General features: G+C 61.1%; 23 protein-coding genes. 13 read left to right on the top strand and 10 right to left on the bottom strand.

Annotated features, from left to right (window positions below):
* The first annotated feature begins 68 nt into the window (after positions 1–68).
* Positions 69–1,265 carry an MFS transporter gene (locus tag NMB39_RS06150; protein WP_367236657.1) on the top strand — a complete coding sequence of 399 codons (1,197 nt, stop codon included), beginning with the start codon at positions 69–71 and terminating at the stop codon, positions 1,263–1,265.
* Here the strand turns inward: NMB39_RS06150 and arfB are convergent.
* Together arfB and NMB39_RS06140 are read right to left on the bottom strand one after the other, a co-directional pair.
* On the bottom strand, positions 1,262–1,675 hold the full coding sequence (arfB, locus tag NMB39_RS06145; protein ID WP_057013684.1) for an alternative ribosome rescue aminoacyl-tRNA hydrolase ArfB: 414 nt from the start codon (positions 1,673–1,675) through the stop codon (positions 1,262–1,264). The genes NMB39_RS06150 and arfB overlap by 4 nt on opposite strands.
* Positions 1,676–1,785: 110 nt before the next feature.
* Positions 1,786–3,207, bottom strand: coding sequence for an amino acid permease (locus NMB39_RS06140; RefSeq protein WP_057023820.1), 1,422 nt, complete (start codon positions 3,205–3,207; stop codon positions 1,786–1,788).
* Positions 3,208–3,854: 647 nt separating this feature from the next.
* Here NMB39_RS06140 and NMB39_RS06135 point away from each other — a divergent pair.
* Positions 3,855–3,992: a hypothetical protein gene (locus tag NMB39_RS06135; protein ID WP_003237751.1), complete on the top strand. Its 138-nt coding sequence runs from the start codon at positions 3,855–3,857 to the stop codon at positions 3,990–3,992.
* A gap of 72 nt (positions 3,993–4,064) precedes the next feature.
* The gene (locus tag NMB39_RS06130; RefSeq protein WP_057023818.1) at positions 4,065–5,024 is read left to right on the top strand and encodes a CgnE/CgnB domain-containing protein; all 960 of its coding nucleotides are present in this window, start codon (positions 4,065–4,067) and stop codon (positions 5,022–5,024) included.
* 144 nt (positions 5,025–5,168) lie between these two features.
* Here NMB39_RS06130 and rluB read toward each other — a convergent pair whose 3' ends face one another.
* The 6 genes from rluB to NMB39_RS06100 all read right to left on the bottom strand — a co-directional run bounded on the left by rluB (position 5,169) and on the right by NMB39_RS06100 (position 10,126).
* Complete coding sequence (gene rluB, locus NMB39_RS06125) at positions 5,169–6,392, bottom strand: 23S rRNA pseudouridine(2605) synthase RluB (protein WP_057013687.1); 1,224 nt, start codon at positions 6,390–6,392, stop codon at positions 5,169–5,171.
* Positions 6,393–6,536: 144 nt separating this feature from the next.
* On the bottom strand, positions 6,537–6,728 hold the full coding sequence (locus NMB39_RS06120; protein ID WP_005790815.1) for a DUF1289 domain-containing protein: 192 nt from the start codon (positions 6,726–6,728) through the stop codon (positions 6,537–6,539).
* Between the two features lie 145 nt (positions 6,729–6,873).
* Positions 6,874–7,788 carry an SMC-Scp complex subunit ScpB gene (gene scpB / locus NMB39_RS06115; RefSeq protein WP_057023817.1) on the bottom strand — a complete coding sequence of 305 codons (915 nt, stop codon included), beginning with the start codon at positions 7,786–7,788 and terminating at the stop codon, positions 6,874–6,876.
* A 12-nt stretch (positions 7,789–7,800) separates the two neighbouring features.
* Positions 7,801–8,619: a segregation and condensation protein A gene (locus NMB39_RS06110; protein ID WP_043049066.1), complete on the bottom strand. Its 819-nt coding sequence runs from the start codon at positions 8,617–8,619 to the stop codon at positions 7,801–7,803.
* Positions 8,620–9,249, bottom strand: a complete 630-nt coding sequence (locus NMB39_RS06105; protein WP_034115727.1) for an L-threonylcarbamoyladenylate synthase — start codon at positions 9,247–9,249, stop codon at positions 8,620–8,622.
* Positions 9,250–9,262: 13 nt separating this feature from the next.
* The gene (locus NMB39_RS06100) at positions 9,263–10,126 is read right to left on the bottom strand and encodes a PHP domain-containing protein (protein WP_057023816.1); all 864 of its coding nucleotides are present in this window, start codon (positions 10,124–10,126) and stop codon (positions 9,263–9,265) included.
* Between the two features lie 87 nt (positions 10,127–10,213).
* Here NMB39_RS06100 and NMB39_RS06095 point away from each other — a divergent pair, with 87 nt between their 5' ends.
* The 7 genes from NMB39_RS06095 to NMB39_RS06065 all read left to right on the top strand — a co-directional run bounded on the left by NMB39_RS06095 (position 10,214) and on the right by NMB39_RS06065 (position 15,676).
* A complete protein-coding gene (locus NMB39_RS06095) occupies positions 10,214–10,810 on the top strand; it encodes a septation protein A (protein ID WP_005790819.1) in 597 nt (198 codons plus the stop codon).
* Between the two features lies 1 nt (position 10,811).
* Entirely contained in the window at positions 10,812–11,111 is a 300-nt protein-coding gene (locus tag NMB39_RS06090) for a YciI family protein (RefSeq protein WP_046069284.1), read from the top strand.
* Between the two features lie 106 nt (positions 11,112–11,217).
* The gene (locus NMB39_RS06085; protein ID WP_057023814.1) at positions 11,218–11,625 is read left to right on the top strand and encodes an SH3 domain-containing protein; all 408 of its coding nucleotides are present in this window, start codon (positions 11,218–11,220) and stop codon (positions 11,623–11,625) included.
* Between the two features lie 7 nt (positions 11,626–11,632).
* Positions 11,633–12,310 (top strand): response regulator, encoded by a 678-nt coding sequence (locus NMB39_RS06080; protein WP_494339528.1) that lies wholly within the window; start codon positions 11,633–11,635, stop codon positions 12,308–12,310.
* A 103-nt stretch (positions 12,311–12,413) separates the two neighbouring features.
* The gene (locus NMB39_RS06075) at positions 12,414–12,875 is read left to right on the top strand and encodes an LTXXQ domain protein (RefSeq protein ID WP_068967634.1); all 462 of its coding nucleotides are present in this window, start codon (positions 12,414–12,416) and stop codon (positions 12,873–12,875) included.
* Between the two features lie 67 nt (positions 12,876–12,942).
* Positions 12,943–14,286: a sensor histidine kinase gene (locus NMB39_RS06070; RefSeq protein ID WP_057013693.1), complete on the top strand. Its 1,344-nt coding sequence runs from the start codon at positions 12,943–12,945 to the stop codon at positions 14,284–14,286.
* Between the two features lie 40 nt (positions 14,287–14,326).
* Positions 14,327–15,676 carry a CoA transferase gene (locus NMB39_RS06065; RefSeq protein WP_494339529.1) on the top strand — a complete coding sequence of 450 codons (1,350 nt, stop codon included), beginning with the start codon at positions 14,327–14,329 and terminating at the stop codon, positions 15,674–15,676.
* A gap of 103 nt (positions 15,677–15,779) precedes the next feature.
* On the opposite strand, the gene NMB39_RS06060 is transcribed toward NMB39_RS06065, so the two are convergent.
* Both NMB39_RS06060 and arcD (NMB39_RS06055) read right to left on the bottom strand, forming a co-directional pair.
* Entirely contained in the window at positions 15,780–16,643 is an 864-nt protein-coding gene (locus tag NMB39_RS06060; protein WP_494339530.1) for a DNA-3-methyladenine glycosylase family protein, read from the bottom strand.
* The gene (gene arcD / locus NMB39_RS06055; protein ID WP_046069290.1) at positions 16,640–18,067 is read right to left on the bottom strand and encodes an arginine-ornithine antiporter; all 1,428 of its coding nucleotides are present in this window, start codon (positions 18,065–18,067) and stop codon (positions 16,640–16,642) included. The genes NMB39_RS06060 and arcD (NMB39_RS06055) overlap by 4 nt, the downstream gene beginning before the upstream one ends.
* Before the next feature lie 407 nt (positions 18,068–18,474).
* On the opposite strand from arcD (NMB39_RS06055), the gene arcD (NMB39_RS06050) reads away from it, so the two are divergent.
* The 3 genes from arcD (NMB39_RS06050) to NMB39_RS06040 are packed head-to-tail and all read left to right on the top strand — an operon-like array spanning position 18,475 to position 22,207.
* Positions 18,475–19,902, top strand: a complete 1,428-nt coding sequence (gene arcD, locus NMB39_RS06050) for an arginine-ornithine antiporter (RefSeq protein ID WP_494339531.1) — start codon at positions 18,475–18,477, stop codon at positions 19,900–19,902.
* A 25-nt stretch (positions 19,903–19,927) separates the two neighbouring features.
* Entirely contained in the window at positions 19,928–21,184 is a 1,257-nt protein-coding gene (gene arcA, locus NMB39_RS06045; protein WP_057023807.1) for an arginine deiminase, read from the top strand.
* Positions 21,185–21,196: 12 nt separating this feature from the next.
* On the top strand, positions 21,197–22,207 hold the full coding sequence (locus NMB39_RS06040) for an ornithine carbamoyltransferase (protein WP_057023806.1): 1,011 nt from the start codon (positions 21,197–21,199) through the stop codon (positions 22,205–22,207).
* The last annotated feature ends 107 nt before the right edge of the window (positions 22,208–22,314 follow it).

The raw sequence follows: 22,314 nt of genomic DNA, 5'->3' as shown, positions 1-22,314 counted from the left end.
CCTGCCCGGCCTGCGCGCCGGTATCATTAGCAGCCTATCTTTGCCTGCTGCGACAGTGGACCTCTCCCATGCCAGATTCCCAGCGACCCATGGCGGTCACGCTGCAAGTTGTCTCCATCGTGCTGTTTACCTTTATCGGCTACCTGAATATCGGCATTCCCCTGGCCGTCTTGCCGGGCTACGTCCATAGCCAGTTGGGCTATGGCGCGGTGATCGCCGGGCTGGTGATCAGCGTGCAATACCTGGCCACCCTGCTGAGCCGTCCCTATGCCGGCAAGATTATCGACAACCTGGGCAGCAAGCGCGCCGTGCTGATTGGCCTGGCGGGCTGCGGATTGAGCGGGGTGTTCATGCTGCTGGCAGCGTGGTTTTCCAGCCTGCCGGCGCTCAGCCTGATCAGCCTGCTGATCGGTAGACTGGTGCTGGGCAGCGCTGAAAGCCTGGTGGGCTCGGGCGCGATTGGCTGGGGCATCGGTCGCGTCGGTGCGGCGAATACGGCCAAGGTCATCTCCTGGAACGGCATCGCCAGCTACGGCGCGCTGGCGGTCGGAGCACCGCTGGGGGTGCTGATGGTCAGCCATTTCGGACTGTGGAGCATGGGCTTCAGCATCATTCTGCTGGCGGTAGTGGGCGTGCTGCTGGCCTGGAAAAAGCAAGCGGCGCCAATTGTGCCTGGCGTCCGCTTGCCGTTCATGAATGTGCTGGGCCGGGTACTACCCCATGGTTGCGCGCTGGCGTTGGGCTCAATCGGCTTTGGCACCATCGCCACCTTTATCACCCTGTACTACAGCACCCAGCACTGGGACAACGCGGTGTGGGCCCTGAGCCTGTTCGGCGCCAGCTTTATCGGCGCACGCTTATTGTTCGGCAACTTGATCAACCGCATTGGCGGCTTTCGGGTTGCGATTGCCTGCCTGTCTGTGGAAGTGCTCGGCCTGCTGCTGCTGTGGCTGGCGCCAGATGCCCAGCTGGCACTGGCAGGTGCGGCGTTGAGTGGCTTCGGCTTTTCCCTGGTGTTCCCGGCGCTGGGGGTGGAGGCGGTCAACCTGGTGCCGGCCTCCAGCCGTGGCTCGGCGGTGGGCGCCTATTCGCTGTTTATCGACTTGTCGCTGGGCATCACCGGGCCGCTGGCTGGCGCCGTGGCGGCAGGTTTTGGCTTTGCGTCGATCTTCCTGTTCGCCGCCCTCGCTGCTGCAGCGGGCTTGCTGCTGAGCCTCTACCTGTACCGCCAGGCGCCCAAGGCCCGCGAAACACGCGACGCCTAGAAGTCGACCTTGCCGCGCCCCGCCTTGATGCTGCCGCGCTTGGTCTTGGACTCCAGGCGGCGTTTCTTCGAGCCCAGGGTAGGCTTGGTCGGACGACGCTTTTTCTCGACCTTGGTGGCACTCTGGATCAACTCCACCAAACGTTCCAGCGCATCGGCGCGGTTCTGTTCCTGGGTACGGTATTGCTGGGCCTTGAGCACCAGCACGCCTTCGCTGGTAATACGGCTATCGCGCAACGCCAGCAGGCGCTCCTTGTAGAACGCAGGCAACGACGACGCGGGAATATCAAAGCGTAGGTGCACCGCACTCGAGACCTTATTGACGTTCTGCCCGCCGGCACCTTGGGCGCGAATGGCGGTCAACTCGATCTCGGCATCGGGCAAGTGTACGTTGTTGGAAATCACCAGCATGAGCAACAAGGTCCTCCAGAAGGAGTCCCAGGATACGCGAATGCACCTTGCCCATCCTCTCAAACAACAAACCCGGCGCAAGGCCGGGTCTGCTCAACAGCATTGGAAGATCACTTCACCGCAGGAGCGGCCATATCCAAGGGTTGTGGCCCCCTTCGCTTGTTCTTGATCCAGTAGCAAACGCCCATGAACGCCACCCAGACCGGGATCGCGTACACAGACATCTGAATCCCCGGGATCATCAGCATGACCACCAGGATAAACACCACGAATGCCAGGCACACATAGTTGCCATACGGGTACCACAGCGCCTTGAACAGCGGCACCTGGCCGGTGCGGTTCATGTGCTGGCGGAACTTGAAGTGCGAGAAGCTGATCATCGCCCAGTTGATCACCAACGTGGCCACCACCAGGGACATCAGCAATTCCAGCGCGTCATGGGGCATCAGGTAGTTCATCAGCACCGCCACCAGGGTGATCGCCGCCGAGGCCAGGATCGAACGCACCGGCACGCCGCGCTTGTCGATTTTCGCCAGGGCCTTGGGCGCATCGCCCTGCTCAGCCATGCCCAGCAGCATGCGGCTGTTGCAGTAGGTGCCACTGTTGTACACCGATAACGCTGCGGTCAGCACCACGAAGTTGAGGATATGCGCGGCGGTGTTGCTGCCCAGCATCGAGAACACCTGCACGAACGGGCTCCCGCTGTAGGCATCGCCGGACGCATTGAGGGTCGCCAGCAGGCTGTCCCATGGTGTGAGCGACAACAGCACCACCAAGGCGCCGATGTAGAAAATCAGGATGCGATAGATCACCTGATTGATCGCCTTGGGGATCACGGTACGAGGCTGGTCGGCTTCGGCCGCGGTAAAGCCGAGCATTTCCAGGCCGCCGAAGGAGAACATGATGATCGCCATGGCCATCACCAAACCGCCGACACCATGGGGGAAGAAGCCGCCGTGGTCCCACAGGTTGCTGACCGAGGCTTGCGGGCCGCCGCTGCCGCTGACCAGCAGGTAGCTGCCCAGGGCGATCATGCCGACGATGGCCGCCACCTTGATGATGGCGAACCAGAACTCGGCTTCACCGAAAACCTTGACGTTGGCCAGGTTGATCACGTTGATCAGCACGAAGAAGGCCGCCGCAGACACCCAGGTCGGGATCTCCGGCCACCAGTAGTGCACGTACTTGCCCACGGCCGTCAGCTCCGACATGCCCACCAGGATATACAGGATCCAACAGTTCCAGCCCGACAAAAAGCCGGCGAAGCCACCCCAGTACTTGTGGGCAAAATGGCTGAAGGAACCGGCGACCGGTTCTTCTACGATCATTTCGCCGAGCTGGCGCATGATCATGAAGGCGATAAAGCCGCAGATGGCATAGCCCAGGATCATCGACGGGCCGGCGGACTTGAGCACCCCGGCCGAGCCGAGGAACAGGCCGGTGCCGATGGCGCCCCCGAGGGCGATCAACTGGATATGCCGGTTTTTCAGGCCGCGTTTCAGCTCGCCTGAAGAAGAATGGGGTCCACTCATGAAAAGGGTCTCACGCAAGGTTTGAGGATGTTGAATGCAGGTTGCTGCCTTGAATTACCGACTCAAGCAGCGCCGCTCAAACCCCAGCGCAGGCACCAGGAGTACAGCGTCTTTCTAACGGTCATGCGTCACCTGTTTGTTTTTATCTGTGACGAAATCGAACCCGTCCGGCTCGTGGCCAGGCGGAGTGATCAGGGCGAACAAACCCTGGGTCTTGGCCTTTTGCGTGGGTACGCAAGGGGGGTCACAGTAAAACGCGGCGCATTGTACACCGCTCGACGGCTTCAGGCCGAGCCTGCAAAGCGCCCGCGACAAACTGGCAGATATTCCTTACGCGTTGGGCACACGCTGAATTAGCAGGGCGAACTCGTAAACTTATCGTTACATCATGGAAAATCTACGTTACAGCCGGCTTTTACCGTCAGCTACCAGAAAATTGTCGGTGAGAATTTTCCGCAGAATCGGTTCAGCCAATTCACTGTTTTGCTTGAATAAAAAAATCCGCAAAAAAACAGAAGAAAAAATCCAAATGAAACCGTGTCAATAAATTTTTTGCATTCTGAAACACACTCTTCTAGGTTCTTTGCACTTGCCCGCGAAGCCCGCTGGCAAGCCGTTCTCAAACAACGTCCTCTAGGAGATACACCATGCAAGCACTGGAAAAAGACCTGGAAACCGAACTGCAACTCGACGATTGGTTTGAAGCGCCGACCCATGAGGCCGCCGTTGAAATGATGCAAGCCGATGCCGTTGTGCCTTTCGGCACCGCGATGTGGCCTTTCTAATACCCGGCAGGCATCCGGCAGGTGCTGTGCACGGCACCTGCCCCCTTACCCAGGCACAGAAGGACACACGTCATGGACAAGGCCCGCGCCGTCGAACACTTTCTCTACTACCTCGCACACCACCCGGCCCTCAGCGGCCTGCATCGTCCCACCGTGCTGCTGGGCCATACCGAGCGCTACGACGCCATCGCCCAGGCAATCACCCACGGTAGCGCGGCGCGCTTCAACTTCCAGCTGCAACGCCTGGACCTGGCACCCAGCGACACTCTGGTCAAAGCCATCGAAGCCTGCGACCTGTACCTGTTTCTCTACGACTCCTCGACCCTGCCCAATCCACGCGCTGAAGGCCCTGACTTTATCCGAGCCCTGCACGGCGTGATGGCCGAGCACTGGAAGAAATCCCTGCTATTCAAGGATTATGGTGATTACTTCTACGACACTTTCAGCGTCGAGCCGCAGCGCATCGCCGACCTTAACGCCACGCTGATCCGACGCATGTCCCAGGCCAATGTACTGAGCTTCACCGACAAGCACGGCTCGCGCCTGGAAGCGCCGATGAGCAGCATCAAGAAGTGGACCAATATCAACGGCGTCGGCAACCATGACCTGGCCCCCGGTGAAATTGCCACCCACAGCGAAGCCATCAACGGCCAGGTGCGGTTTGTCGGCACCTTCCTCAGCACCATTCCGTTTGCGCGCAAATACGGCGTGCTGCAATCACCGCTGGAATTGTGGATCGAAAATTCGACCATTTGCAGCGTGGCCAGCGACGTGCCGGGGCTGGCGGATGACTTCAACAAATACCTGAATGCCAACCCGTCCAACCGTCGCGTGGAGGAGTTGGGCATTGGCACCAATGAAGGGGTCAAGGATCTGTATGCGCGCAACGCCGGGTTCGAGGAGCGCCATTGCGGGTTGCACCTGGGCCTGGGCGGCGGGCAGAAAGGCAGCCATCACCTGGATTTGATCTTTGCCAGTGGGGTACTGGCGCTGGATGACAAGCCGGTGTTTGATGGGACTTTTGCTTTCTGAGCGCCCCATTTCAAATCTAATGAAGATCCAAATGTGGGAGGGGGCTTGCCCCCGATAGCATTATGTCAGTCATCACATCCGTGACTGATACACCGCTATCGGGAGCAAGCCCCCTCCCACAGTTGATTGCATTGCAACCTTAGATCACTGCGGCTTCTTGCGACCAAAACCAGGACGCTGACCGGAGCCTGCCGGTGCGCCACGGCGCTTGCCCGATGGCTCATCGGCTACCAGTTTCGGGCCAGGGCGTTTGTTCGCCGCTGGCTTGGCTGGACGCTTGGTACTGGCGCTGTCGGCCGGGCGATCCGCTTCACCACGGTTGCTGCGACCACCGCTTGGCGCTTCGCCACGAGCAGGACGTGGTGTGCGGGGAGCACGCTCACCTTCCTGACGGGACGGTGCGGTAGGGCGACGCTCACCTTCGATCTGCGGCTCACGGGAGATACGACCGCCCGTGGCCGGTGCATTCAGCGCCGGGCGCAGGGTACGGGCCACGCGCTCGGTACGCGCTACTGGGCGCGAGGATTTACGCTGCATACGCTCAAGCTTGTCCTTGCTCTTGGCATTCATCTGCGGCATCGCGACCGGCGTCAGGCCGACTTCGGCGCTGAGGATGTCGACTTCGTACTGGCTCATTTCGCGCCAGCGGCCCATCGGCAGGTCGGAATTCAGGAACACCGGGCCGAAACGCACGCGTTTCAAGCGGCTGACCACCAAGCCCTGGGATTCCCACAGGCGACGCACTTCACGGTTGCGGCCTTCCATCACCACGCAGTGGTACCAATGGTTGAAACCTTCACCGCCTGGAGCCTGCTTGATATCGGTGAACTTGGCAGGGCCGTCTTCCAGCACCACGCCGGCCTTGAGGCGTTCGATCATCTCGTCATCGACTTCACCGCGTACACGCACAGCGTATTCACGGTCCATCTCGTAGGACGGATGCATCAGGCGGTTAGCCAGTTCACCGTCGGTGGTGAACATCAGCAAGCCGGTGGTGTTGATGTCCAGGCGACCGATGTTGATCCAGCGGCCTTCTTTAGGCTTTGGCATCTTGTCGAACACGGTCGGACGGCCTTCCGGGTCGTCACGGGTGCAGATCTCGCCATCGGGCTTGTTGTACATGATCACGCGGCGCACCGATTCGGCAGCCTCTTCACGCTTGATCACCTTGCCATCGATGGTGATTGCATCGTGCAGGTCGACGCGCTGGCCGAGGGTGGCCTCGACGCCGTTGACCTTGATGCGCTTCTGGGTGATCCAGGCTTCAACGTCGCGGCGCGAGCCCACGCCGATACGCGCCAGCACCTTTTGCAGCTTTTCGCCTGCTGGGCCGATTTCCTGGCTGTCGTTCTGGTCTTGGTCATTCATCGTAAGCACCTCCCGGTGGGTCGATTCAGGCGTGGCCTGAAGGGTATTGAAAGCGGGGCCTTGGGCGAATAGGTCGCCAAGGGGTCGCGAATCATACGCGCATGGCGCGTGTTGCGCATCACAGACTAGTCGATAAAGCCCAAGTCATTTGCTTTTCCGCCGACCGGTGGCGCCGAGGGCCAACAACCGCAGCTCGGCTTCGGCGAGAACCGTGCGCTTGTCGACTTTGTCGAGTTTCTTCCAGGCGCGGATTTCACGCTTGCTGCGACCGCAGCCGACGCAGATGTCGTCGCTGAATTTGCAGATGCTGATGCACGGGTCTTTGGTTGAACTCATTTTTTCTCCCAGACCATCCAGACCATCCAGACAATGGAGATCCAATGTGGGAGGGGGCTTGCTCCCGATAGCGGTGGGTCAGTTGTTGCATATGTTGCTGATACACCGCCATCGGGAGCAAGCCCCCTCCCACACTAAATCAGCATCAGTCTTCGAGTTGGCGGCGTTCGTTTTCGATGGCCTCTGCCAGTGCTCGGGCTTCGTCCTCTTCGTCGCTCAGCGGCGGTTGTTCGAGGGCGGCGACGGCGGCCAGGAGCTTTTCCCGGGCATCGGCGACGCCGAGGATGTCTTCTTCGACTTCGGGCTCGGGTTCAACGTTCACCTCGGTCTGCGGCTCGTCGGCAGCATCGCGCAATAAATCGTCAAAGTCGGTCTTGATCCCCTGCTCCATATCGTCCAGCTCCAACAACAGCGTATGGAAACTGGTCTCGTCCTTTGGCTCCTCCGGCTCGGCACTGGCGTCGGCCAGTTCCTGCAGGCTGGCCGGCACCGGCGCGTCGTCGAAGTCGAGCACCGGCTCTGCTTCCATTTCGCGCAGTTCGGCCAGGGGCGGCAGGTCGTCGAGGTTTTTCAGGTTGAAGTGGTCGAGGAACACCTTGGTGGTGGCGAACATCGCCGGTTTACCCGGCACATCACGGTAGCCGACGATGCGGATCCACTCGCGCTCCAGCAGGGTCTTGACGATATGACTGTTGACCGCTACGCCACGCACGTCTTCGATTTCGCCCCGGGTGATCGGCTGGCGATAGGCGATCAGCGCCATGGTCTCCAACATTGCCCGGGAATAACGTTGCGGGCGCTCTTCCCACAAGCGGCCGACCCACGGCGAAAATTTCTCGCGGATCTGCAGGCGGTAACCCGACGCCACTTCGCGCAGTTCAAAGGCACGGCCGTCGCAGGACTTGCGCAGGATCTCCAGGGCTTTCTTGAAGACCGGCGGCTCCGGGCGTTCGGCTTCTTCAAAGAGTTCGAACAGGCGCTCCAGGGATTGCGGTTTGCCCGAGGCCAGGAGAAAGGCCTCCAGCAAGGGTGCCAGTTCGCGGGGTTCAGTCAGATTCATCGATTCAGCTCGTTATTCGGCTCGCGCCCGCACGTGGATAGCCGCAAAAGGCTCATTCTGGACCAGCTCCACCAAGGACTCCTTGACCAGTTCGAGGATCGCCATAAAGGTCACCACCACCCCAAGTCGCCCTTCTTCGGCAGTGAACAGCTCGACAAACGGCACAAACCCACCGCCCTTGAGACGTTCCAGTACATCGCTCATACGCTCGCGAGTGGACAGGGCTTCACGGCTGACCTGGTGGCTTTCGAACATATCGCCACGGCGTAGCACTTCGGCCATGGACATCAGCAATTCTTCCAGGCTCACATCCGGCAGCAGTTTACGCGCACGCGCTTCGGGTGCATCGAGCTTGGGCACCACCACATCGCGGCCCACACGGCTCAGGTTGTCGATGCCTTCGGCAGCGGCCTTGAAGCGCTCGTATTCCTGCAGGCGGCGGATCAGCTCGGCGCGCGGGTCATCCTCTTCGGCTTCCACCGTTTCCGAGCGCGGCAGCAGCATGCGCGACTTGATCTCGGCGAGCATGGCGGCCATCACCAGGTACTCGGCAGCCAACTCCAGGCGCACCGACTGCATCAGCTCGACATAACCCATGTACTGGCGCGTGATTTCCGCCACCGGGATGTCGAGGATATTGATGTTCTGCTTGCGGATCAGGTACAGCAGCAAGTCCAGCGGGCCTTCGAAGGCTTCGAGGAACACCTCCAGGGCATCCGGCGGGATATACAGGTCCAGGGGCATTTCCATGACCGCCTGGCCATACACCATGGCAAACGGCAGTTCCTGCTGGGCGCCGGCCTGGGGGTCAGCGGTTTCCACGGCCGACACTCAGGCCTCGACCATGAACGGGGTCGGGTCGCCGCAACCCACGCGCACCACCTCCGGTTCGCCATCGGCGAGGTTGATCACCGTGGAAGCCTTGTTGCCGCCATAACCGCCGTCGATGATCAGGTCGACATGTTTTTCCAGCAGGCGGCGCATTTCGTAAGGGTCATACAGCGGCTCGGTTTCACCCGGCAGGATCAACGACACGCTCATCAACGGTTCACCCAGCTCGGCCAACAAAGCCAGGGCTATCGGATGCTCCGGCACACGCAGGCCGATGGTGCGTTTCTTCGGGTGCAGCAACAGGCGCGGCACTTCGCGGGTGGCGTTGAGAATAAAGGTGTAGGGCCCCGGCGTGTGGGCCTTGAGCAGGCGGAAGGTGCCGGTATCGACCTTGGCAAACAGCCCCAGTTGGGACAAGTCGCTGCAGATCAGCGCAAAGTTGTGCTTGTCATCCAGTTGGCGCAGGCGCCTTACGCGTTCGACCGCGCCCTTGTCGCCGATCTGGCAACCAATGGCATAGGACGAATCAGTCGGGTAGATCACCACGCCGCCAGCGCGGATGATCTCTACGGCCTGCTTGATCAGGCGCGCTTGCGGGTTTTCCGGATGAATCTGGAAGAATTGACTCACGTGTTCTACCTGTTCAGACGGTGGCAATAATGGGGTCATGCTTGAATCGCCCCCACAACAGCGGCAGATCTTCCGGGACCTGGCGATACTCGCCAATCTCGGACCAGCCGCCTGGGCCATGGAAATCACTGCCGGCACTGACCAGCAGACCAAATTCGCGGGCAAGAATCGCCAGGCTGCCGACCTGTTCGGCAGGTTGATACCCGTTGACCACTTCGATCGCGTGGCCGCCCGCTCCAATATAGTCGCTGATCAGCTTGCGACGCTTGCTGCGGGTGAAATCGTAATGCCAGGGATGCGCCAGGCTGACCCAGGCCCCGGAGGCCCGCAGGGTCTCGACGGTGTCTTCAAGGGTCGGCCAATGCAGCTTCACATCGCCTAACTTGCCGGCGCCCAACCATTTGCGAAAGGCCTCGGCGCGATCCTTGACATAGCCTTCACGCACCATCCAGTCGGCAAAGTGCGGACGGGCCGGTGCGTTGCCACTGTCGCCCAGCTCCTGCTGGATAGTGCGCGCACCGTCCAGGGCACCGGGCATGCCTTTGAGGCTGAGCTTGCGGCTTATTTCTTCGGACCGCAGCCAGCGGCCATCGTGCAATTGGGCGATGGCGGCCACCAGGGGTGGGGCATGCTGGTCGAAGCCGTAGCCGAGCACATGGATGGTGGCACCGCCCCAGGTGCACGACAACTCCACGCCGTTGACCAACTGCATGCCCAGGGAATGGGCGGCGTCACGGGCTTCATCGAGGCCCTCGAGGGTGTCATGGTCGGTCAACGACAGGACTCGCACGCCTTTTTCAAACGCCCGCGCAACCAGTACCGCGGGCGCCAGGGCGCCGTCGGAGGCCGTGCTGTGGCAGTGCAAATCAACATTCACGTGGGTATGTAACCTCAAGTCAGCTGGCGCTATCGCAACCAAGGATGTTTGTTATTATGCCGCCACATCCAGCTTCTGGCTCTTACTGTGAAACAATTCATCGACTTCATCCCGCTGTTGCTGTTTTTCATCGTTACCAAACTCGACCCCAGGGTCATCGAAATCGCCGGTCACGAGCTGTCGTTCGGCGGCATCTACAGCGCCACCGCGGTACTGATCATCAGCTCCATCGTGGTCTACGGCGCCATCTTCATCTCCCAGCGCAAGCTGGAAAAAAGCCAATGGCTCACGCTCATCGCCTGCCTGGTCTTCGGCGGCCTGACCCTGGCGTTCCACAGCGAAACCTTCCTTAAATGGAAAGCCCCGGTGGTCAACTGGCTGTTCGCGCTGGTGTTTATCGGCAGTCACTTTATCGGTGACCGCCTGCTGATCAAGCGCATCATGGGCCATGCGCTGACCTTGCCGGAACCGGTATGGGTGCGCCTGAACGTGGCCTGGATCGTGTTTTTCCTGTTCTGCGGTGCCGCCAACCTGTTCGTGGCATTCACCTTCCAGGACTACTGGGTCGACTTCAAAGTGTTCGGCAGCCTCGGCATGACCGTATTGTTCCTGATCGGCCAGGGTATCTACCTGTCGCGTCACCTGCATGACACCGCCCCTACCACGCCGAAAACCGAGGACTGACATGCTCTACGCCATCATTGCCACTGACGTTGCCAACTCGCTGGAAAAACGCCTGAGCGTGCGCCCGGCCCATGTCGAGCGCCTCAAACAACTGCAGGCCGAAGGCCGGATCGTACTGGCTGGGCCGCATCCTGCGGTAGACAGCAATGACCCGGGCGAAGCCGGTTTCACCGGTAGCTTGATCGTCGCCGAGTTCGCCTCCCTGGCCGACGCCCAGGCCTGGGCCAAGGCAGACCCTTATGTCGCGGCCGGCGTGTACGCCGAAGTCGTGATCAAGCCGTTCAAGCAAGTCCTGCCTTGAGCCCGGCGGCGCCGAACCAAATCGATTCGGCGCACTGCCAATGGCTCATTATTCCCGGTGACCTGCCGACAACGTTCTGAATATTCGTGTGGAATCAGGAGTTCCGATGCGCTTACGTCAGTTGTGTCTGTTGGCAGTGTTAACGATCGGGGCTACGGCCCACGCTGAAGAGCCCTCGTACAGCGGCGGTTCCGCGCCCTTGTCCTTGAGTGCCGACGCCCAGGTCACCGAGTTGCAGCAACGTTTGAAAGAAAGCGAACGCCAGCGTGAAGCACTGGGCAAGCAACTGCAAAGCGCAGACGCTGCCCGCGAAAGCGTCCAACTGAGTCGTTTGCGCCAAGAGAACCAACGCCTGGCCCAGCAACTCAAAGAGACACAGGGCGGCGCCTTGACCCGCTGGCTGACCGAACAGCAGCAGTGGTTCGTCATCGGCGCGGCCGTCGCGCTGATCGCCCTATTGTGTGGGATCTTCGCCAGCGGTGGGCACCGTCGCCGTCGACAATGGCTAAATTGAGTGAGTCATGAGCGAGCTGTTACTGATAGATGATGACCAGGAGCTCTGTGAGCTGCTGACCAGTTGGTTGAGCCAGGAAGGTTTCCAGGTGCGCGCCTGCCACGACGGCTTGAACGCCCGCAGAGCATTGGCCGAGGCCGCCCCGGCGGCGGTGGTGCTCGATGTGATGCTGCCCGACGGCAGCGGCCTGGAACTGCTCAAGCAATTGCGCAACGACCACCCGGAGTTGCCGGTGCTGATGCTCTCGGCCCGGGGCGAACCCCTGGACCGTATCCTCGGCCTGGAGCTGGGGGCCGACGACTACCTGGCCAAGCCCTGCGATCCACGCGAATTGACGGCGCGCCTGCGCGCGGTATTGCGCCGCAGCCACCCGGCCGCGGTGTCGACCCAGCTGGAACTGGGCGACCTGTGCTTCAGCCCGGTGCGCGGCGTGGTCAGTATCGATGAGCAGGAATTCACCCTCACTGTTTCCGAAAGTCGCCTGCTCGAAGCCCTGTTGCGCCAACCCGGCGAGCCTCTGGACAAACAGGAACTGGCGCAGATCGCCCTGGGCCGCAAGCTGACACTCTACGATCGCAGCCTGGACATGCACGTCAGCAACCTGCGCAAGAAAATCGGCCCGCACCCGGATGGTCGGCCACGCATCGTCGCGTTGCGCAGTCGCGGGTACTACTACAGCCTCTAGAGGCAGCCTTACCAAATCTTTACCCTCTGCTGACGGCGGCTGACCTTGATCTCCCTAATCTACTCACATCCGGACTCACCGGAATAGAGACAGGAGAATCACCATGCGCAAGACCCTTATCGCTTTGATGCTCGCCGCTGCCCTGCCTACCGTTGCCATGGCCATGCCAGAAGGCCCAGGCCCAATGGGCGAACCTTCCGGCCACATGATGGGTGGCCCGGGTCACGGTGGTGAACATGGTCCGCGTGGCAAAGGTGGCCCGTTCAGCCAACTGGACTTGAGCAAGGAACAACGCGAACAGGTCCGCAAGCTGATGGGTGACCAATGGCACGCTCGCAAAGACCTGGTCAAGAAGTACCTGGACAAACTGCCGGCCGCCGACCAGAAAGCCATGCAGGACGAAATCGCCGCCGGCAAGCAGAAAACCCAGGCCGATATCCGTGCCGTGCTCAAGCCCGACCAACAGAAGAAGTACGACGAGATCGTCAAGAAGCAAGCCGAGCGCCGCGCCGAGTGGAAGGAATTCCAGGCCTGGAAAGCCCAGCAGGCGCAAAAAGCGCAATAATGCTCTAGCTTCATCTCTACAGCCCAGTGGTTCACGCCGCTGGGCTTTTCCTGTTTGAGGGTTTCCTGTGCGTTCATTGTTCTGGCGTATCCTGGCAAGTTTCTGGCTGGCCATCGCCCTGGTTGCCGGCTTGTCGATCCTGCTCGGGCATATGCTCAACCAGGACGCCTGGATTCTCAGCCGCCACCCCGGCCTCAACAACCTGGCGCAGGAGTGGACCCAACTCTACGAAGCCCAGGGCGAGGACGCCGCCCAGGACTTGCTGCAACAACGCAAACGCCAGTACCACATCGACGTGCAAGTACTCAACGAAAGCGGCGAGCCGGTGGTGCGCGGCACCTTCCCGCGCCGCGCCGCCGCCTTCGAGGCCCGGCAGAATGACAGCCAGGACGGCCACCTACCCTGGCGACGGCTGACGGCCGAGTACACCAGCGACAAAACCGGCGACACCTACCTGTTGATCTACCGCATTCCTCACCCCGAGCTGGATGCCTGGCACCGTAGCAGCCTGTTGTGGCCGTTCAGTGCCCTGGCGATTGCCCTGGTGGTGCTGACCCTGTTCAGCCTGCTGGTGACGCTGTCCATCACCCGCCCACTCAGCCGCCTGCGCGGCGCAGTGCATGATCTGGGGCAAGCCACTTATCAGCAAAACAGCCTGGCGCAATTGGCCAATCGGCGTGACGAGTTCGGTGTGTTGGCTACCGACTTCAACCGCATGGGTGCGCGCCTGCAAAGCCTGATCGGCAGCCAGCGCCAATTGCTGCGTGATGTGTCCCACGAGCTGCGTTCGCCGCTGGCGCGCTTGCGGATCGCCCTGGCCCTGGCCGAACGTGCGAGCCCCGAGGAGCGGGAGAAACTCTGGCCACGCCTGACCCGCGAATGCGACCGCCTGGAAGCCTTGATCAGCGAGATCCTGGTACTGGCGCGGGTCGATGCCGACAACGCCAGCGCCGAAGACATCGACCTCAACCCGCTGCTCAAGACCCTGCAAAAGGACGCCCAACTCGGCGCGCCGGACCAGATGGTGCACCTCACCACCGAAGCCGACCTGCACCTCAAAGGCTGGCCGACCATGATCGAACGCGCCGTGGATAACCTGCTGCGCAATGCCCAACGCTTCAATCCCGTCGGCCAACCGATTGAATTGCAGGCCCAGCACCAAGGCGGGCGCATTCTGATCAGCGTGCGTGACCACGGCCCCGGCGTTGAAGCCGAGCACCTGAGCCAACTCGGCGAGCCGTTCTACCGCGCCCCCGGCCAGGTTGCCCAGGGCCATGGGCTGGGCCTGGCCATCGCCCGTCGCGCCGCCGAGCGCCATGGCGGCAACCTGATTCTGGCCAATCACCCTGACGGCGGTTTTGTCGCCAGTATCGATCTGCCGCTGGAACCCGGCGTTGTCACAGCTGTGTGAAGATCTTCTATAGTGGCCCTTCTCTTACGGAGGGCCTTTGATGACTGACCTGCTGACTCCCATCCAAGCCGCACTCGATTTACCACACGCAGCAATAGCCATGACCGAAACCGGGGCCCTGCCCTCGGCCTTCGCCGTCACCGACCTGGCCGCTGCCAGCATCGGCGCCGCCGGCCAGGCCATCGCCCAGTTGCTCCAGCAGCAGACCGGGCGTTTGCCCAATGTCAGCGTGGACCGGCGCCTGGCCTCCTTGTGGTTCTCTTCTTCAATTCGCCCCGTGGGTTGGCAAGTGCCGCCGCTGTGGGACCCGGTGGCCGGCGACTACGCCAGCGCCGATGGCTGGATTCGCTTGCACACCAACGCGCCCCATCACCGTGCAGCGGCCGAGCGGGTGCTGGGGCCTGTGGCCGACCGCGCCGAAATGGCAACCAAAGTCGCGGCATGGAACGCCGCCGAGCTGGAACAGGCCATTGTCGACGCCGGCGGTTGCGCCGCGCAGATGCGTGGGTGGCAAGCCTGGCAGCAGCATCCACAAGGCTTGGCGGTAAACAGTGAAGCGCTGATACAGCGCAAGGTTTTCGAAAGCCGCACCGACAAACCCTGGCTCGGTTCGCCTGCGCGCCCGCTGGCCGGTATCAAGGTGCTGGACTTGACCCGCGTATTGGCCGGCCCGGTGGCCAGTCGTTTCCTCGCCGGGTTGGGTGCCGATGTACTGCGCATCGATTCGCCGACCTGGAACGAACCCGGCGTGGTGCCGGAAATGACCCTGGGCAAGCGCTGCGCACGCCTTGACTTGAAAAGCTCCGAGGGTCGACAGGTATTCGAAGCCTTGCTCAAGGATGCTGACGTGCTGTTCCACGGTTACCGCGCCGATGCTCTGGAACGATTGGGCTACACCATCGGCGAACTACAAGACCTCGCCCCCGGGTTGATCGACGTCAGCCTCAACGCCTACGGCTGGAGCGGCCCATGGCGCAACCGTCGCGGCTTCGACAGCCTGGTACAGATGAGCAGCGGCATTGCCGAGGCGGGCATGGCCTGGAAGCAGGCGGACAAGCCCGTGCCGCTGCCAGTGCAGGCGCTGGATCACGCCACCGGCTACCTGATGGCTGCCAGTGCGATCCGGGCCTTGGGCGAACGCCTGGCATCCGGCCGCGGTGGCTCGGCGCGCTTGTCATTGGCGCGTACGGCGAAGTTGCTGGTGGATGCAGGGCAAGTGCCGGAACAAGCGGCGTTGCGTGCCGAAGAGCCAGGCGATCAGGGTTTGGTGGTGGAGCAGACAGCGTGGGGGCAGGCCCATCGGTTGCTGGCGCCGCTGAGCATCAGTGGCACGCCGTTGCAGTGGGATTTGCCGGCTGGAGAATTGGGCGCGCACCGGCCTCAGTGGTGAACTGAAGACCGCCATCGGGGGCAAGCCCCCTCTCCCATTTGATTTGTGAATAAATTCAAAAGTGGGAGGGGGCTTGCCCCCGATGAGGCCAGTACAGCCACCATCAATCCCCCCGACTCAACGACGTCCACAGATGCTGCGCCGCATACGCCCTCAACGGTCTCCACGCCTCGGCCCGGGCCAGCAGCTGTCGCGCCGACACCGGCCCACCCTCCAGCGCCGCCAGCGCATTGATCAAACCGATATCCCCTGATGCAAACGCATCCGCTTCGCGCAACTGGCGCATGGCGATGTACTGCGCGGTCCACTCGCCAATCCCCGGCAACGCCACCAACCGCGCAACGCCGTCCTTGAGGCTGGCCTTGGGTTGGAACACCTGGGGGTCATCCAACACTGCCTGGGCCACGGCAGACAAGGTACGGCCTCGCGCCTTGGGCATGCCCAGGGTCGCCAGGTCTGCCGCCGCCAGCACTTCGGGTGTCGGGAAAACATGGGTGATACCGGCGTATGGGGTGTGCAGCGGCTGGCCATACTGCGCCACCAGCTTGCCCGCCAGGCGAATGGCCGCCACCACTGTAATCTGCTGGCCAAGCACCGCACGAATCGCCAGCTCCAGCCCGTCCCAGGCCCCGGGCACGCGCAGGCCAGGACGGGCCGCAACCAGTTGTGCCATCAACGGGTCGCCAGCCAATTGGGCATTAATCAGCTCGGGGTTGGCATTCAGGTCGAACATGGCCCGCAGGCGTCGCTCGATCTTGGGCAGGGCCGCCGCGTCAGGAAACTCGACGCCCACCTCCAGCCAATCGCCGGCGCCCGGCGCCACGCTTAGCCAACCCTGTTGCCCGTTCACGCTGATGCTGCGACGGTACGCACCAGCCTCAACGATTTCTAATCCATTGATGGCTCGAGCTGACAAAAACGCCAACATTGCCGCCCAATCGTAGGGCGGCTGATACGCCAATCTCACAACGACAATACCCCGCTGTATAACCCATATGCCGCCAACCCGGCGCCCGCGATCACGCAGCTGAAAATGCCTTTTTCCACGTGGGTAAACAAGGGTTGGCCTTGCTCGCGCTTGGCCTGGGCGAACAGGATCACACCCGGGGCATACAGCAGCGCCGACAGCAGCAAATACTTCAAGCCTCCGGCGTACAACAGCCATACCGCATAGCCGAGGGCAATCAGCCCCACTGCCAAGTCTTTCAGGCGCTGGCGCTGGGCGCCGGCATAGGTCTCGCCGCGCCCGCTCAACAACACCGCATAGGCCGCCGACCACAGGTAGGGCACCAGGATCATCGACGACGCCAGGTAGATCAGAGTGGTGTAGGTGCTGGCCGAAAACAGCGTGATCACCAGGAACGCCTGGATCATCACATTGGTCAGCCACAACGCGTTAACCGGCACCTGATTGGCATTTTCCTTTTTCAGGAACGCCGGCATGGTCTTGTCCTGGGCAGTGGCGTAGAGGATTTCCGCGCAAAGCAGCGCCCATGAAAGCAACGCCCCGAGCAGCGAAACCGCCAGGCCGATGCTGATCAATACTGCGCCCCAGGGCCCGACGATGTGTTCCAGCACGCCCGCCAGGGAAGGGTTCTGCAACTGCGCCAATTGCGGCTGGCTCATGATGCCCAGGGACAGCACATTCACCAGCACCAACAGGGCCAGCACGCCCAGGAAACCAATCACCGTGGCGCGGCCTACATCCGAGCGTTTCTCGGCCCGCGCCGAGTACACGCTGGCACCTTCGATGCCGATAAACACAAACACCGTGACCAGCATCATGTGGCGCACCTGCTCGACCACGCTGCCCATCTGCGGGTTACCCAGGCCCCAGATGTCGCGGGTGAAGATATCCGCCTTGAATGCCACCGCGGCGATCACGATAAACATCAACAACGGCACAATCTTCGCCACCGTGGTGACCTGGTTGATAAACGCCGCCTCCTTGATCCCGCGCATCACAAGGAAATGCACCGCCCACAGCAACAGCGACGCACAGCCGATGGCCAGCGGGGTATTGCCCTGGCCGAACGCCGGGAAAAAGTAACCCAGGGTGCTGAACAGCAACACGAAATAACCGACGTTGCCCATCCACGCGCTGATCCAGTAACCCCAGGCGGATGAGAACCCCATGTAATCGCCAAAACCTGCCTTGGCGTAGGCGTACACCCCGGAATCCAGTTCCGGTTTGCGGTTGGCCAGGGTCTGGAACACAAAGGCCAGGGTCAACATGCCGACCGCCGTGATTGCCCAGCCAATCAGCACGGCGCCCACTTCTGCACGGGCCGCCATGTTTTGCGGGAGCGAGAAGATCCCGCCGCCAATCATCGAACCCACGACCAGGGCGATCAGGGCACTGAGCCTAAGTTTCTGGGCTGGTTGGGACATGCAGGTTCCTCGCAATAAAAGTTTGAGCCGACCACTGCGAACTCAACTAATTCAATTTAATCACGCTAGCGCTTCATAACATAAGTGCATGTAAACGCGAGAAGTTTAGGCTTATTTAGAATTTAAATAAGTCAATTATGAAGCGTTCGTCAGACGCCGTACAAAAAGTTTGCACATCCGCAAATACGAACTAGCGTCAACCTCCATGTCCCGGACGAAATGATTAACCACATCGGAGGAGCCCGCTCTAGCAAGCGCCCCCCCGCGGACTGCGTCGCCCAGCAACTTCTACCCCCCTAAGTCGTTAATTCACAATGGAATGTGCCAATGAAGTGATCTGAGTCAGCTGTTTGATTAGCGCACGGAATTATTCTGTGATCTCTCTTCTCCTGCATTGGAGTCACGCAATGTCTGATTCTCCCGGAAAACTTAGGCTTGGTGCGCTGGTTGCACTTGTCGTGGGCTCAATGATTGGCGGCGGGATCTTCTCGTTGCCGCAAAACATGGCCGCCAGTGCCGATGTAGGCGCAGTATTGATTGGCTGGGTAATTACCGCCATCGGCATGCTGACCCTCGCATTCGTCTTCCAGACCCTCGCCAACCGCAAGCCTGACCTCGACGGCGGTGTGTACGCCTACGCCAAGGCCGGTTTCGGCGACTACATGGGTTTCTCATCCGCCTGGGGTTACTGGATCAGTGCCTGGCTGGGCAACGTGGGGTACTTCGTACTCTTGTTCAGCACCCTCGGCTACTTCTTCCCGATCTTTGGTGAAGGCAATACCCCGGCGGCGGTGATCGGTGCGTCGGTGCTGCTGTGGGCCGTGCATTTCCTGGTGCTGCGCGGGATCAAGGAAGCGGCGTTCATCAACCTGGTGACCACCGTGGCCAAGGTGGTGCCGTTGCTGCTGTTCGTACTGATTGCGCTGTTCGCGTTCAAGCTGGATATCTTCACCGCTGACATCTGGGGCGTAAAAAACCCCGACCTGGGCAGTGTGATGAACCAGGTGCGCAACATGATGCTGGTCACCGTGTGGGTGTTTATCGGTATCGAAGGCGCGAGCATCTTCTCCTCCCGTGCAGAGAAACGCAGCGACGTGGGCAAGGCCACCGTGATCGGCTTTATCACCGTGCTGCTGTTCCTGATGCTGGTGAACGTGCTGTCCCTGGGGATCATGACCCAACCGGAATTGGCCAAGCTGCAGAACCCGTCGATGGCCGCCGTGCTTGAGCATGTGGTGGGCCACTGGGGCGCGGTGCTGATCAGCGTCGGCTTGATCATCTCGCTGCTGGGCGCGTTGCTGTCCTGGGTGCTGCTGTGTGCGGAGATCATGTTTGCCGCTGCCAAGGACCACACCATGCCGGAGTTCCTGCGTAAGGAAAACGCCAACCACGTGCCGGTCAATGCCCTGTGGCTGACCAACGCGATGGTACAGGTCTTCCTGGTGATCACGCTGTTTTCCGCCAGCACCTACCTGTCGCTGATCTACCTCGCCACCTCGATGATCCTGGTGCCTTACCTGTGGTCGGCGGCCTATGCCCTGTTGCTGGCGGTGCGTGGCGAAACCTACGAAAACGCCCTCAAGGAGCGCAAGAAAGACCTGTTCATCGGCGCCGTCGCGCTGATCTACGCGATCTGGCTGCTCTACGCCGGCGGCACCAAGTACCTGCTGCTCTCCGCCCTGCTCTACGCCCCCGGCGCGATCCTGTTCGCCAAGGCCAAGCGTGAACTGGGCAAACCGATTTTCACCAACGTCGAGAAGCTGATTTTCGCCGCAGTGGTCATTGGCGCCCTGGTGGCGGCCTATGGGCTCTACGACGGCTTCCTGACTTTGTAATTGTGTGTTCACTGGAGGATCTGTAATGACCACGGAAAAAGTTAAGTACGGCGTACATTCCGAAGCCGGCAAACTGCGCAAAGTCATGGTGTGCTCCCCAGGCTTGGCCCACCAGCGGCTGACCCCCAACAATTGCGACGAACTGCTGTTCGATGACGTGCTGTGGGTGGCCCAGGCCAAGCGCGACCATTTCGACTTCGTGACCAAGATGCGCGAGCGGGATATTGATGTGCTGGAAATGCACAACCTGCTCACCGACATCGTTGCCATCCCCGAAGCCCTGGACTGGATCCTGGAGCGCAAGATCACCGCCAATACCGTAGGCCTTGGCCTGGTTGATGAAGTCGGCTCGTGGCTGCGCAGCCTGGAGCCGCGCAAGATCACCGAGTTCCTGATTGGTGGCGTGTCGGCCGATGACCTGCCGAGCAGCTTCGGTGGCAAGACCATCGAGATGTTCCGCGACTTCCTCGGCCACGCCAGCTTCATCCTGCCGCCGCTGCCCAACACCCAGTTCACCCGCGACACCACCTGCTGGATCTACGGCGGTGTAACGCTCAACCCGATGTATTGGCCGGCGCGACGCCAGGAAACCCTGCTGGCCTCCGCCATCTACAAGTTCCACCCGGAATTCACCAACGCCGACTTCCAGATCTGGTACGGCGACCCCGACCAGGAACACGGCGCCGCCACATTGGAAGGCGGTGACGTCATGCCGATTGGCAATGGCGTGGTGTTGATCGGCATGGGCGAGCGCTCGTCCCACCAGGCCATCGGCCAACTGGCGCGCAACCTGTTCAAGAACAACGCCGTTGAGCGGGTGATCGTTGCCGGCCTGCCCAAATCCCGCGCAGCCATGCACCTGGACACCGTGTTCAGCTTCTGCGACCGCGACCTGGTCACCGTCTTCCCCGAAGTGGTCAACCAGATCGTGCCTTTCACCCTGCGCCCTGACGACAGCAAGCCCCACGGCATCGATATCCAACGCGAGACCACCAACTTCCTCGATACCGTTGCCGCGGCCCTCAACCTCAAGGCCCTGCGCGTGGTCGAGACCGGCGGCAACAGCTTCGCCGCCGAACGCGAGCAATGGGACGACGGCAACAACGTGGTGGCTGTAGAGCCTGGCGTGGTAATCGGCTACGACCGCAACACCTACACCAACACCCTGCTGCGCAAGGCAGGCGTGGAAGTCATCACCATCAGCGCCGGTGAGCTGGGCCGTGGCCGTGGCGGCGGCCACTGCATGACCTGCCCGATCATCCGCGACCCTATCGACTATTAAGGAGATTCCATCATGGCTTTCAATATGCGCAACCGCAGCCTGCTGTCGCTGATGCACCACACCACCCGCGAGCTGAATTACCTGCTGGACCTGTCCCGCGACCTCAAGCGCGCCAAATACACCGGCACCGAGCGTCCGCACCTGCAAGGCAAGAACATCGCACTGATCTTCGAAAAAACCTCGACCCGCACCCGTTGCGCCTTCGAAGTCGCGGCCCATGACCAGGGCGCCCACGTCACCTACATCGACCCGGTGTCGTCGCAGATCGGCCACAAAGAAAGTATGAAAGACACCGCCCGCGTCTTGGGCCGGATGTTCGATGCCATTGAGTACCGTGGTTTCGAACAGGAAATCGTCGAGGAACTGGCCAAGTTCGCCGGCGTGCCGGTGTTCAACGGCCTCACCGCCGAATTCCACCCAACCCAGATGATCGCCGACACCCTGACCATGCGCGAGCACAGCGACAAGCCGCTGCATGACATCAGCTACGCCTACTTGGGCGACGCGCGCTACAACATGGGCAACTCGTTGCTGATGATCGGCGCCAAGCTCGGCATGGACGTGCGCATCGGCGCACCAAAGGCCCTGTGGCCGCACGAGGACTTCATCAAGCAATGCCAGGCGTTTGCCGAGGAAAGCGGCGCACGCATCACCATTACTGAAGACCCTGCCGAAGCGGTCAAGGGCGTGGACTTCATCCACACCGATATCTGGGTGTCGATGGGCGAGCCAGTGGAGGCCTGGGACGAGCGTATCGAACAACTGCTGCCCTACCAGGTCAACGCCAAGATGATGAAAGCCTCGGGCAACCCCCGGGTGAAGTTCATGCACTGCCTGCCGGCGTTCCATAACAGCGAAACCAAGGTTGGCAAGGACATCGCTGCGCGGTACCCGAACCTGGCCAATGGTGTGGAAGTAACCGAGGACGTGTTCGAGTCGCCAGCCAACATTGCCTTTGAGCAGGCGGAAAACCGCATGCATACCATCAAGGCGATTCTGGTGTCGGCATTGGCGGATATCTAACTCTCACTGTCGGAACAGGGTTCAAAAATGTGGGAGAGGCTTGCTCCCGATAGCGGTGGCTCAGCTATAGATAAATTGACTGTCCCGCCGCCATCGGGAGCAAGCCC

Source organism: Pseudomonas sp. FBCC-B545 (genome assembly GCF_059134095.1).
This window is presented reverse-complemented; position numbering and strand designations above follow the sequence as displayed.